This window comes from Paenibacillus dakarensis (assembly GCF_001373415.1).
Taxonomy (GTDB): Bacteria; Bacillota; Bacilli; order Paenibacillales; family Paenibacillaceae; genus Paenibacillus_AQ; species Paenibacillus_AQ dakarensis.
The window spans coordinates 285,061-297,326 of sequence record NZ_CDSE01000007.1; the positions used below are offsets into that span (position 1 = coordinate 285,061).

Below are 12,266 nucleotides of genomic sequence, written 5' to 3' on the forward strand. Positions count from 1 at the left end.
AATAACACATATGCGAAGAATACTGCATTTCATCATTCAATGATGACTTTAGATCGCCAGTGTACATACTATTGAAGACTGGAGTTAAAAGGCAGCAGCATTCTGATATTTGGATCTCCTGAGAAAAGGACGTGATGGTATGGAAGTGGAATCCCTGCTCCAGGTGGAGAAGCTGGCTCAAAAGAAGATGAAGATTTTCAGACAAAGCAAGCTGCGTTACTTGGCGAGGTCTGCACTGGCCAGTATGTTTATCGGATTTGGTGTTATCGTAGCATTTAAGACAGGAAGCTTTTTCTATGCCGAGCACTCACCGTTTACCTACCCGATGGCGGCCCTGACCTTCGGCTCGGCTATTATTCTGATCGCTTACGGAGGCGGTGACCTGTTTACGGGCAATACGTTTTATTACTCGTATTCAGCTATTCGCAAAACGCTGAAGTGGATAGAGGTAATAAAGCTATGGGTTACAAGCTACATCGGGAATATTATTGGGGCTTGTGCGTTTGCATTACTGATTTATTTAACGGGGCTGTTCGCCGACCCGTCTGTGAACGGTTTTCTGATGGGCGTTGTAGAGAAAAAGATGAATGCCCCGTTAATCGAGCTCTTTTTCCGGGCGATTCTGTGTAACTGGTTGGTCTGTCTGGCCTTCTTCATTCCGATGGCGCTGAAGGGTGATGGTCCGAAGCTGTTCGCGATGATGCTGTTTGTGTTCTGCTTCTTCATCTCGGGTTATGAGCATAGTATTGCTAACATGTGTACCTTTGCGATCGCGCTGGTGGTGGAGCATCCTGAGACGATCTCGCTTGCGGGCGTATGGTACAACCTTGTGCCTGTTACCATCGGCAATATGATAGGCGGCGGCGTATTTATGGCGTTCATGTATAACTATGTGAACAAGCCGTTTATGAATGAACCCTTGGAATAAGGGGTTGTAATACATGTAAAAAAGACACCCTGACTTTCATACGCCAAGATTCATTTCATTGGCATGTATGACGGCGGGGTGTCTTTATATATGAGGAGGTACGTTACAGTACCTTATTCTTATATTTACAAGCAAACGTCCTATTGTGCAGGCTCCAGAGAAGACAGTGTCATTTCAATCTTGCGGGTAATTTCCTTCTGCCATTTCATGTCGCCAAGCTGAAGGGCCAGATTAAACAAGTCAAGGTAATCGTCAACCTGCAGGTCGCTGCGTTGAAGGTTAGAATTCATAGGGCGCGTGTCTCCTTTTATATGGTATTTCATTATAATTCTCATTTCATTCTCATTTGCATGGTAATGATAATCATTATCATAAATCCTAATTCTTATTATAAGGTGTTTCGATTGGATTGCAAGCACTATTATGAAAATTGCTGACGAAATTTTCGTGGAGAGATTCCTTCCTGCCTGGAGAAACAGGAGGTGAAATATGCAGCATGATTAAAGCCGACATCTTCAGCAATGCGGCTTATGGTTTGATCCGTCTGAATCAGCAGCAGCTTTGCCTGTTCAATGCGATAGCGTATCAAGTACTCTACTGGAGAACAGCCGAACTCCTTCTGCATACACCGGGATATATAGACAGGATGAAAATTAATACTAGCCCCGAGAGCCTGAGCCTTAAATTCCTCCTGGTAGTGTTCACGCAAATACGCAGCCGCCTGCTCAGCGCAAGAAGAGAAGGGGGATGGCATCGGGGGATTCATAGCAGCTGCAAGCTGCTCGATCAGCTCTTGAAACAGGACCTGCTGCCTCCATAACGACTGAACGCGGTGCCCATTTTGAACCAGTGCAGCGAGACTTTCCAGCAGATCAAATGCCTTTTGGGGCTGCAGCAGATGGCCGAACTGAGGTACATTCACCTTGAAGTAGTTCGGAGAGAACGGTTGAAGCTCAGTGAAATCCGGCTTGGGCGGACTGCCATTATTATTGATATTCCATCCGCCAGATGTATGGAAATGCAGCCAATAATAGAACGTATCCTCGGTACATCCTTGTGTTGGATAATGGTGGGCATCAGGCCGCAATATAAGAAATGATCCAGGGGTGATTTCATATGCTTGTTCATTCTCGGATACGTACAAGCATCCCTTGCGAACGACAAGCAGGTCAAAGACGCCAATATTCCGGCGGTTAGGGTGCTTGCTCCCTTCGGGATATATCATCGACCCGCTAATGATGTATTCCGGAAGCGGAGGAACAGTGAAATGAAGAACGTTCATATATTGAACTCCTCCCGTATTTTGAGGTTTGAATATTTATAGTTTACGTTCATAAAATGATACTTTCTAACCAGTATAGCATCTATAATTAGAAGCTGTTACTAGAGATTATGCTGAATCATAATTCAGCTCGCAGAGAAGGTTGGAGGTTTCAATGTTGGATAAAGGAAAGAATAATTTCACATTTTGGGTTCTGGTGTGGCCGATATTTATAGAGCTGTTTCTTCAGTTTCTGTTAGGTGCGGTAGATACGCTGATGGTCAGCCGGATTTCAGACGATGCCGTTGCTGTAGTCGGCTTCTCAAATCAGCTCTTCCAGGCCATGACCACGCTATTCATGACCGTGGCGAGCGGCGCGGGTATACTGATTGCGCAGAAGCTGGGATCGCAGCAAAATCTGGATGCTCGCAAAATCGGGATTATGGCACTTAGCGTCAGTACCGTCATCGGTATGATACTGAGTGCGGTATTGTTTACAATGCCGACCCAGATTGCTTCTGTACTCCACCTGCCGGAACGTTTGCTGCCCCTTGCAGGAATATATATTTCCATTGTCGGCGGAGGCATGGTGCTGGTCGCTATGATGTCGACGATGAGTACAGTTATTCGAAATACGGGCAACACCAGAGGACCGATGTATACGGCAGTGGGAATGAACATTATCCATGTATTTCTGAACTATGGTTTCATTTTCGGTGCATTCGGATTGCCGCAGTGGGGGCTAATGGGTGTAGCCATTTCAACGGTTGTCAGCAGGTTATTGGCTGTCATTCTGCTTATGTTCATGTTCCTGCGTTCATTCGAATATCGAATCCGTCTGCGTGAATTCCGCCTGTTCGAAAAACCACTGTTCAAGGAGATTATAAATATCGGCTGGCCGCTTGGCGTAAATATGTCCTGCTGGGTATTCTCCCAGCTCATTATTTATGCGTTCATTGCCCAGCTGGGTCCGACGGATCTGGCTGCCCGTACGTATATGAACACGCTGGAGTCGATGTGCTTCCTGCTGGGAATGTCCATCGCGACAGGAGTCCAGATTCAAATTGCACATTTGTTTGGAGCAGGGCAAACGAGGCAGGCTTACAAGGCGGCGTACCGATCTTTACGTATCGGGATGATTTTTGTCGGTGCGAGCGCATTGATCATCTATATATTCGGTGCCCAAATTCTCGGATTGTTCACACAGGATCCCGAGATCATTGCAATCGGCGTTTCCCTGCTCGGACTGAATTTGATTCTGCAGCCGGGTAAATTGTTGAACATGACGTTAGGGAACTCGCTTAATGCCCTTGGAGATACCCGGTTTACGATGTATACTTCCCTTGGTTCCATGTGGGTGATCGCAACAGGCTTATCTTATCTGCTTGGTATTCACTACGGATGGGGACTCGTTGGCATCTACTGCTGCATGATCACGGATGAATATGTGCGCGGAGTACTGTCATTCTTCCGTTGGCGGGGCCAAAAGGTGCTCAAGCAGGCAGAGGCCCGGAACCAGGGGCGGTCTGATCCGGTGAATATGCCTATAGATGCTGCAGCAGCGCCTGGAGTTTAGGCGTGATCCTCTCCCAAGGACTGAGAAATCCCTTCCTGGTCTGCCCTGTTTGTTATAATAGAAACAATGAACATAATTAAAACATACAGGAGGAATAAGGATGAATACTTATGAAGCGATCCGTACACGCCGTAGTGTGGGCAAAGTGAAGGCTGACCCGGTTTCGCGGGAAAGCATCGAACAGATCCTGGAGGCTGGAACATGGGCGCCGAACCATAAGCATACGGAGCCTTGGCGTTTTTTTGTCATGAATGACAGCGGGCGTGAACTTCTTGGCAATGCCCTGGGGGATATTAATGTAAGTAAGTCAGGAGAGAAGACGGAGGAGGAGCTTGCAGCCGTTCGGGAATCGGCGATGAATAAGGCCATGCGTGCGCCTGTGATCATAGGTGTTGCAGTGGTTCCTTCCGACGATCCTAAAGTGATTGAGCTGGAGGAATACGGTGCTGTATTTGCAGCGATTCAGAATATGCTCCTTCAGGCGCATGAGCTTGGACTTGGTGCGGTATGGAGAACCGGTGAGCCGTGCTTCCATGCGTTAATGAATGAGGCATTCGGACTTCGCGAGAAGGACAAAATGCTTGGCTTTATCTATCTGGGTGTGCCGGATATGGAGCCGAAGCCAGGTAAACGTCAGGATGCAGCAAGCAAAACCGTATGGGTAAAAGAGGCGGTCAAACGGCTGAATGGAACAGAAACCTCCTTGTGACCAGCTTTGCTCTTTTCTGAAAACTCTATCCTTGCTTGGTGAGTTTTAGTATAATAGGCCTATGTTTGTCGAATGATGACTGCTCTGAGTCGGTAGAGCATACATAGGGGGAGTAGAGGAGTTTGAATTTTCAAAAGTGGGATATGGGCAGTAAAATGATTTTTATTGCTTCATGTGCAGCATTCATTTCGTTCTTTTTTAAATGGGTGGACGTCGGTTTCTTGTCACAGAATGGATTTAGTCAGGGTGCGGTATTCTTTATTTTGGTGTTTCTGTATCCGTTCCTGATGGTGGTCCGCGAGAAACGGATGAATAAGAAGCTTGGATATGTGATGGCGATCCTGGGCGTTATTTTGGGAATTGTCTACATATCATCCAAAACGGTTGATTTCGTTGGCTCCACCATTAATATGGCGTCCGGCGGTCCATATCTGTTTATGGCTGCCTGCGGCTTGCTGGCACTGGGAGTCTATAAACGCAAAAACTAGTGTATTGCAAAATACGATGGTTTATATTTAGAAAAAGAAGGCCTTGGAGTGAAGCTCCAAGGTCTTTTTATTATCAAATGTGCTGAGCCAGAAAATCTTTTGAATCCTATGCGCTGGAAAATCGTACTATACTATGGGTTTATACACTAAGGAGGGATTGTATTGAAGAGGAGATTATCCTGGATGCTGACCGCGCTGCTCGCGCTGATGCTTCTCATTCCGACAGGGGCATTGGCCTCCGGAGTAAGCGATACCGATGTATCGAAACCGTTAGAAAAGATCGCAGCAGAGAAGGCGGCACTGCTTGCCAAAATTTCTGGTGCAGCCAGCGTTCAGTATGCTTTGATCGATGAAGGCAAGATTAAGGTATCAGGTCAGACAGGCATCAATGATCTGGAGGGGAAAAAGCCGCTGACCAAGGATACGATGTATGGCATTGGATCCACAAGTAAAATGTTTACGACGGCTGCTGTCATGAAACTGGTGGACCAAGGAAAGATCAATCTGGATACTCCGCTGGTTCAGTACATACCTGACTTCACAATGAAAGACGAGCGGTATAAGCAGATTACGCCGCGGATGTTGTTAAACCATTCCTCGGGACTAATGGGATCAAGTCTTAAAGATTCCTTTTTGTTCGAGGATAATGATACTTATGCGCATGACAGCTTGCTAAAGCAATTGTCTAAACAGGGTTTGAAGGCAGATCCCGGCGCTTTCTCTGTGTACTGTAACGATGGATTCACTCTGGCTGAGATTCTCGTTGAGCGAGTCAGCGGTACGAGCTTTACGGCATTTATTCACAATAATTTTACGGAACCGTTAGAAATGAAGAATACGAAGACCCCGCAAGATAGAGTGGACCCGGCCAAGATGGCAGGACTTTATTATCCTGCGTATCAAGGTCAGCTTCCGAATGAGACGGTTAACGTCATTGGAACCGGTGGAATTTATTCCACGGCAGAAGATCTGCTAAAGTTCTCGCAAATTTTTACCGGGCAGAAGAGTGGTATCCTCTCTGATGCGTCTGTAAAAGCGATGGAGCAGGAAGAGTATAAGAAAGGCTTGTGGCCGGAAGATGCGGACAATTCAATAGATTACGGGCTTGGCTGGGACAGTGTAAGATTATTTCCGTTCAATGATTATGGAGTGAAGGCCCTCGTCAAGGGCGGCGACACGATTCTGTACCACGCATCTCTTGTTGTACTTCCAGATCAGAATATGGCGGTTGCTGTGCTCTCATCCGGAAGCTCCAGTTCACTGAATCAACTGCTCGGAACCGAGATTCTTCTTCAAGGGCTTAAGGAGAAGGGTGTAATTAAGGAGATCAAGCCGGTGAAATCGTTTGGCAAACCGGTCAAGACAGCTATACCTGATAACGTCATGAAACACGCGGGATTCTATGGTTCGATGGGTCAGCAGACGGAGATTATATTAAACAAAGATGGCGAACTGACACTGAAATCCCCAACTTCCGGGGATATACCGGGTCTGAAATATGTGTATACTGCGAATGGAAGCTTCGTCAGCGAGGATGGCAGTTCCAAGATCAACTTCGAGACGAAGAACGGGCGTACGTATCTATGGGTTCGTGAGTATGCCACCGTTCCTGATTTGGGACAGATCGCTTTATCTCATTATGCGGCTGAGAAGCTGGAGGAGCATACGATCTCTAAAGAAGTCGAGAAAGCCTGGGCGAAGCGTGAAGGTAAGACGTATTACCCGATTAATGAAAAATACAGCTCTGTTGCTTATCTTATAGCTCAGCCATCCGTCCTGATTGAGCGTACCGCTCAAATGAAGGGATACATCGGAGATCGGCAGATAACAGGACCGGATACAGCTGTAAGTCCGATTCAAATCCCCGCAATGAGCGGCCGGGATATGGTCCCGTTAAATTTCTTCACAGAGAAAGGGACAGAGTATTTGGAGGCAGCGGGAAGCCTGTACGTAAGTGAGGAGAAGGTTAAGCCGCTTTATTCGGGTAAACATTCGGTAATTACGCTCCAAAAGGATGGATATGCTAGATGGTTTACAGTCCCTAAAAAAGCTGCAGGCAAAACAATGACCGTTTCAATGCCTGCCAAGGCAGCATTTGCTGTGTATGATGAACAGGGCGCTCTCGTTAATTATTCCGTTGTAAGCCATAGTAAGCAAGTGAAGCTCCCGGCGAATGGAACTGTTGTATTTGCAGGAGAGGCAGGCTCTAAATTTGATATTCATTTGAAGTAGAACAGCTATTTATTTTCTAAACTAAGCAGAATTTATTTCATATTACGGCATACGTGTTCTTCAATAATACGGCTCTAATCCGATCATTCTTTAACCGGTATAACAGAGGCTCATTCTCACCTTAAAGCGAAGGGGGAATGAGCCTCTTCATGTTGGTGAACAAGGAGATATAATTCACTGTGAAATTTCTTAATAGGCGGTATAATTGTATAAGAATGTAAATTTATCCTTTGGTTAGGATTATTTTTAATTAAAGATAGGAGAGAGAGTTTCAGTTTCATGAGGGTGGAAAGTAAGAGAAGGAGTCTGCCGGAGATTCAGCTGGTCAGAGCGATAGCAATTATCGGAGTGTTATCGGTGCATGCTACATCATTTGCGACCGTTGCCATGAAGGACTCTAATTTTTATGTGGTGTACAATTTTTTTAATATTTTTATGAGGATCGGGACACCGGTGTTTATGTTTCTGAGCAGCTTTGTGCTGTTTTACAGTTATTATGCCCGTCCTTTCAATGCTAAGCTGTTCAGTAATTTTTATAAGAAGCGATTAAAGTATATTTTAGTTCCGTATGTTTTATTTTCATTGCTTTATTTTCTTATGGTGCAGCTTACGAATCAAGGGGACCTTTCTCTAAGGGAAATGATCGAAAGCTTCGTTGTAAAGCTTTTTACCGGTAAAGCCTATACGCATTTGTACTTTATATTTATTAGTGTTCAGTTTTATATCATATTTCCTTTATTGCTCTGGCTGTTCAAGTGCAAGCCTTCTTTGGCCAAGTGGGCAGTGCCCGCCGGATTTGTCATGCAATATGCCTTCGTTATTCTGAATCATACCTATTCCTTTACGGGCAGACCAGCCAGCGTGGTATTGTACTATATGTCGTATCTTATGCTGGGTGCGGTTCTAGGCATGAACTATTCCAGGTTAAGGGTATGGTTTGATCTGACGAGAGACAATATTACGTCTGCCCGTTTAATTTGCTGGATAGGTTTATGGATGATTTGGCTGTCAGCGGCGCTCGGACATGTATATGTCTATCATACGGCCCGGCTTTATGGGGCTGAATACGATTCCCTCCTGTACCACACGCTATGGAACATTCAGACAATTACGGTTGGGCTTCTATGTATTCAGATCTCTATTGCGATACTCCGGTATGCACGCCCATGGCTTACGAGATGGATGACAAGGCTCGGAGAGCTTTCATTCGGAATATATCTTATTCATCCGTTATTTTTGTTCATCTACCGCAGATTTCCGCCAGAGACAGGTTATTCTCCTCTCGTTCACTTGTGGTACCTGGGAGGGTTTGTGCTGGCGCTTGCAGCATCCTTCCTTGTTGTATCATTTACCGCGCGCTGGCTGCCACAGTCATGGATCATATTCGGTAAAATTGCTCCGTCCAAACGGGAACGGGGAACCTCGTGATGTCCGCACCAAGGCAGGGATTTCTGCACAGCCGGAATAGAGCGGGGCGGTAAATAGCAGCACGGTGCATTGTTGCCGTAAAAAACAGACCACTCAAGATCCTCTTTGAGTGGTCTGCTTGTATTTAGGGTGGGATATAGTCTGAGAGTTATTCCTTTACGAAAGTCTTCGTGCTGCGAACCGTGTCTATCGGACGAACCATGTTCTCGATCTGCTCGCGCTGCGGCTCCAGAAATGGAGGGAGGGAGAGCTTCTCACCCAGTGTTTCGTAAGGCTCATCGCCCATAAATCCCGGGCCGTCTGTAGCGAATTCGAACAAAATTTGCGGCGAAACTCTGGAATACAAGGATCCGAAGAAGTAACGGTCCACAAAACCGGAATTACGAAGTCCGAAGCTATCCAGATGATGAATCCACTCATTCAGGACAGAACGATCCTCTACACGGAATGCGGCGTGGTGAACTGTGCCATAGCCTTGGCGTGCTCTTGGAAGAGTCGTATTGTGTTCAATGATCACTTGTGCTCCGTTGCCGCCCTCACCTACTTCGAACAGGTGGAGAGAGCCTTCTTGGTCAATCTCCTTAAACAGCAGTACCTTCTCCATGATCTCCTTGAAATAATCGAAATTGGACACCCTTACGAAGATAGGCCCGAGACCGGTGATCGCGAATTCCAAGGGAACAGGTCCATTCTGCCAAGGTGTGCCGGATGGTACACCTTTATGGTGCTCATCGGAAATTAACTGATAGTGCTGGTCATCGAAATCAACGAAGAACAGTGTTTTTTTGCCGAACATTTCTCTAATCCCCTGATGCTTCACTTGAAGACGGTCGAATCGCTTCACCCAATATTCCAGGGCTGCATCGCTTGGTACACGGAACGATGTCTTGGAAATCTCATCTGTGCCATGCATCCCCTTTGGTATGCCTGGAAAATCAAAGAAGGTCATATCTGTGCCTGCACTGCCTTTATCGTCCGCAAAGAACAAGTGGTAGGTCTGGATATCATCCTGGTTTACCGTCTTCTTCACGAGTCTCATACCGAGAACGTAGGTAAAGAACTCATAGTTTTTCTCTGCGCTGCTGGTAATTGCGGTTACGTGGTGTATTCCTTTTAACCCATTCATAAATAATCCCTCCATCTATCTTTCTCATGTTTTTGTTAGTATCTAGAATAAAATATCTTTATGATTAATATCTTTAAATTAAGATAATTGTAGCATGCGATTCTATTTCCGTCAAATCCTCCATGGGTTTATCGGCTGCTGCCTGACGTTTGAGCAAGAATATAGGAGTTGATATACTAATGAATGTGGTTCGAATCCGTATACTAATTATTTATAACAAACATTGACCAGGAGGGATTTGAAATGACCAACCCAGCAAATCAAGTATTTGCCGATGGACCTACGCTTCATGATGGCAGAAAAATGCCCTGGCTCGGACTCGGCGTATATAAGAGTAAAGAAGGCGAAGAAGTCATTCAATCCGTGAAAACGGCTATTGCTGCCGGATATCGCAGTATCGATACAGCAGCGCTCTACGGTAATGAGGCAGGCGTTGGACAAGCGATTCGTGAATGCGGCGTGCCCCGGGAAGAGTTGTTTATTACAACGAAGGTATGGAACGAGGATCAGGGCTATGAATCAACGCTCAAGGCTTTTGAAACCAGCCGCAAAAAGCTGGGTTTGGAAGTGCTTGATCTGTACCTTATTCACTGGCCTGGCAAAGATAAATATAAGGAAACCTGGAAAGCACTGATTCACCTTCAACAAGAAGGTCTCGTCCGTTCTATCGGCGTCAGCAATTTCCAGATTCATCATCTGCGTGACATTATTGAGGATTCCGGTGTGGTTCCTGTCGTAAACCAGGTGGAACTGCACCCGCTGAATAACCAGAAGGAACTGCTGCAATATGCGCGTGAGAACAATATCGTACTGGAAGCATGGAGCCCACTGATGAGAGGGAATCTGGATCATCCGGTTCTGGTTAAGCTTGCAGAGAAATACGGCAAGACGGCTGCCCAGATTGTGCTTCGCTGGGATTATCAGAATGGTGTCATTGTAATTCCTAAATCGGTTAAAGAGCATCGCATCCGTGAGAATGCGGGTTTCTTCGACTTTGAATTGTCCGCTGAGGATATGGCGGCGATTGATGAGCTGAATGAGAACAAGCGCTTTGGACCGGACCCGGATGAATTTTTGTTCTAATACAAGTTTTTCTCTTAATAAAAGGGGTCTATCCCCCAGGTCTAACGTGATCCTGGGGGATAGACCCCTTTTTCTATTGATCCGCAGCTTGCTTCGGAGTTTTAGGCTTTACGACAATCCGTTCATTGCCCATCATGATGACAAATACAAAGGCGAGTACAGCAGGAACGAGCGCCCACAGAAATGCAGTGGATATCGAGTCTGCCAGTGAGGCAATAGCATGCTCACGTACAGCCGGCGGCATTTGGCCCAAGGCGTCTGAAGACATGGCAGAATCTGAATCGAACGTTATGCCTTCGGGTAATTTACCGCCTGCCATTCCAGAGGCAAGCTTGTCGTTAAACACGTTGCGCTGAATGATGCCAAATATCGTGATCCCCACAGTCATGCCTAGTGAACGCAGGAAGGAGTTCGTTGATGTGGCAGCTCCTCGCTGACGGGCGTCAAAATTATGGATTGAAGCCATGCTGAGCACCGAGAAGGAGAAGCCTACTCCGAAGCCTGTAAGCACCATAAATACCGTAAGCAGCGTTCTGGAGGTCTCCGGTGACAGTGTACTTAAACAGAATATCCCTGCGATGAAGGAGAGGGAAGAGAAGATCATAATATTTCGGAAGGACGTCTTGGTTGTCAGGATACCACCGATCTGGCTGCCGAACACGTTTCCGATCATCATCGGCATCAGGATGAGGCCGGAATTCGTTGCTGTACCGCCGTATACGCCGGATACAAAGATCGGGATATAAACAGTTGCGACGATGAAACCTGCACCGTAACACAAAGCAATGATATTGCTTGAGGCGAAAAGGCGTTTTTGGAACATTTTGAACGAAATAATCGGCTCTGATGCCTTGGTCTCCGCAAGCAGGAACACGATGAGCAGGACGACAAATCCGGCGAACAAGCCAAGAATCTGTGGAGAGTCCCATGGATAAGTCTTCCCGCCAAGCTCCAGGCCAAACATCAGGCAGATGATGGCGCCGACCAGCGTCGCTGCACCGGTCCAGTCAATTTTCAGTTTGGCGTGTGACAAGGATTCCTTATAAGCGGTAAGGATGAAGATGAGGGATATGATCCCGATCGGCAGATTCACGTAGAATACCCATTCCCAGCCGATGCTGTCAGTAATAAAAGCGCCAAGCAGGGGCCCTAGGATACTGGATGTACCGAACACAGCGCCGAGAAGGCCAGTCATTTTTCCGCGTTTCTCCGGAGGGAACAAGTCAAACACGATGGTGAAAGCGATAGGCATAAGCGCACCGCCGCCGATTCCCTGAATCGCGCGAAAGATGATAAGCTGCGTCATATTGCCGGCCATGCCGCACAGCATAGAACCGGCAAGAAAGACGATGAGACCGAACAGGTAAAACCGCTTGCGGCCATACATGTCTGACAGCTTCCCGAAGATTGGAGTACCCGCCATAACGGCAACCAT

At 46.6% G+C, this 12,266-nt stretch carries 11 protein-coding genes; 7 read left to right on the forward strand and 4 right to left on the reverse strand.

Translation table 11 applies throughout. The features are described 5' to 3' along the window. Window positions 1–139 precede the first annotated feature (139 nt). Window positions 140–928 carry a formate/nitrite transporter family protein gene (locus tag BN1234_RS01755; protein WP_054954938.1) on the forward strand — a complete coding sequence of 263 codons (789 nt, stop codon included), beginning with the start codon at window positions 140–142 and terminating at the stop codon, window positions 926–928. 140 nt (window positions 929–1,068) lie between these two features. Here the strand turns inward: BN1234_RS01755 and BN1234_RS22400 are convergent, their stop codons facing one another. Together BN1234_RS22400 and BN1234_RS01760 are read right to left on the reverse strand one after the other, a co-directional pair. Beyond that, the gene (locus BN1234_RS22400; protein WP_170307960.1) at window positions 1,069–1,218 is read right to left on the reverse strand and encodes a hypothetical protein; all 150 of its coding nucleotides are present in this window, start codon (window positions 1,216–1,218) and stop codon (window positions 1,069–1,071) included. Between the two features lie 131 nt (window positions 1,219–1,349). Further along, window positions 1,350–2,210, reverse strand: a complete 861-nt coding sequence (locus BN1234_RS01760) for an AraC family transcriptional regulator (protein WP_054954939.1) — start codon at window positions 2,208–2,210, stop codon at window positions 1,350–1,352. A 154-nt stretch (window positions 2,211–2,364) separates the two neighbouring features. Between BN1234_RS01760 and BN1234_RS01765 the strand changes: the two genes are divergently transcribed. The 5 genes from BN1234_RS01765 to BN1234_RS01785 all read left to right on the forward strand — a co-directional run bounded on the left by BN1234_RS01765 (window position 2,365) and on the right by BN1234_RS01785 (window position 8,622). Continuing rightward, window positions 2,365–3,765, forward strand: coding sequence for an MATE family efflux transporter (locus tag BN1234_RS01765; protein ID WP_054954940.1), 1,401 nt, complete (start codon window positions 2,365–2,367; stop codon window positions 3,763–3,765). 100 nt (window positions 3,766–3,865) lie between these two features. Further along, the gene (locus BN1234_RS01770; RefSeq protein WP_054954941.1) at window positions 3,866–4,474 is read left to right on the forward strand and encodes a nitroreductase family protein; all 609 of its coding nucleotides are present in this window, start codon (window positions 3,866–3,868) and stop codon (window positions 4,472–4,474) included. A gap of 122 nt (window positions 4,475–4,596) precedes the next feature. Next, window positions 4,597–4,962, forward strand: coding sequence for a hypothetical protein (locus BN1234_RS01775; protein WP_245640052.1), 366 nt, complete (start codon window positions 4,597–4,599; stop codon window positions 4,960–4,962). A 162-nt stretch (window positions 4,963–5,124) separates the two neighbouring features. Next, entirely contained in the window at window positions 5,125–7,194 is a 2,070-nt protein-coding gene (locus BN1234_RS01780; protein ID WP_054954942.1) for a serine hydrolase domain-containing protein, read from the forward strand. A gap of 279 nt (window positions 7,195–7,473) precedes the next feature. Next, the gene (locus BN1234_RS01785; protein WP_054954943.1) at window positions 7,474–8,622 is read left to right on the forward strand and encodes an acyltransferase; all 1,149 of its coding nucleotides are present in this window, start codon (window positions 7,474–7,476) and stop codon (window positions 8,620–8,622) included. Between the two features lie 148 nt (window positions 8,623–8,770). Here BN1234_RS01785 and BN1234_RS01790 read toward each other — a convergent pair whose 3' ends face one another. After that, window positions 8,771–9,748, reverse strand: a complete 978-nt coding sequence (locus BN1234_RS01790) for a ring-cleaving dioxygenase (protein WP_054954944.1) — start codon at window positions 9,746–9,748, stop codon at window positions 8,771–8,773. A gap of 243 nt (window positions 9,749–9,991) precedes the next feature. Here BN1234_RS01790 and BN1234_RS01795 point away from each other — a divergent pair, with 243 nt between their 5' ends. After that, window positions 9,992–10,831 (forward strand): aldo/keto reductase, encoded by an 840-nt coding sequence (locus BN1234_RS01795; RefSeq protein ID WP_054954945.1) that lies wholly within the window; start codon window positions 9,992–9,994, stop codon window positions 10,829–10,831. A 73-nt stretch (window positions 10,832–10,904) separates the two neighbouring features. On the opposite strand, the gene BN1234_RS01800 is transcribed toward BN1234_RS01795, so the two are convergent. Continuing rightward, window positions 10,905–12,266: MDR family MFS transporter (locus BN1234_RS01800; RefSeq protein ID WP_054954946.1), on the reverse strand; the 1,362-nt coding region annotated here is incomplete at its 5' end.

Excerpts from the sequence above, each read along its gene's own strand:
- BN1234_RS01790 (WP_054954944.1), bottom strand. The coding sequence starts at position 9,748 with ATGAATGGGTTAAAAGGAATACACCACGTAACCGCAATTACCAGCAGC.
- BN1234_RS01765 (WP_054954940.1), top strand. The coding sequence starts at position 2,365 with ATGTTGGATAAAGGAAAGAATAATTTCACATTTTGGGTTCTGGTGTGG.
- BN1234_RS01755 (WP_054954938.1), top strand. The coding sequence starts at position 140 with ATGGAAGTGGAATCCCTGCTCCAGGTGGAGAAGCTGGCTCAAAAGAAG.
- BN1234_RS01785 (WP_054954943.1), top strand. The coding sequence starts at position 7,474 with ATGAGGGTGGAAAGTAAGAGAAGGAGTCTGCCGGAGATTCAGCTGGTC.
- BN1234_RS01795 (WP_054954945.1), top strand. The coding sequence starts at position 9,992 with ATGACCAACCCAGCAAATCAAGTATTTGCCGATGGACCTACGCTTCAT.
- BN1234_RS01770 (WP_054954941.1), top strand. The coding sequence starts at position 3,866 with ATGAATACTTATGAAGCGATCCGTACACGCCGTAGTGTGGGCAAAGTG.
- BN1234_RS22400 (WP_170307960.1), bottom strand. The coding sequence starts at position 1,218 with ATGAATTCTAACCTTCAACGCAGCGACCTGCAGGTTGACGATTACCTT.
- BN1234_RS01760 (WP_054954939.1), bottom strand. The coding sequence starts at position 2,210 with ATGAACGTTCTTCATTTCACTGTTCCTCCGCTTCCGGAATACATCATT.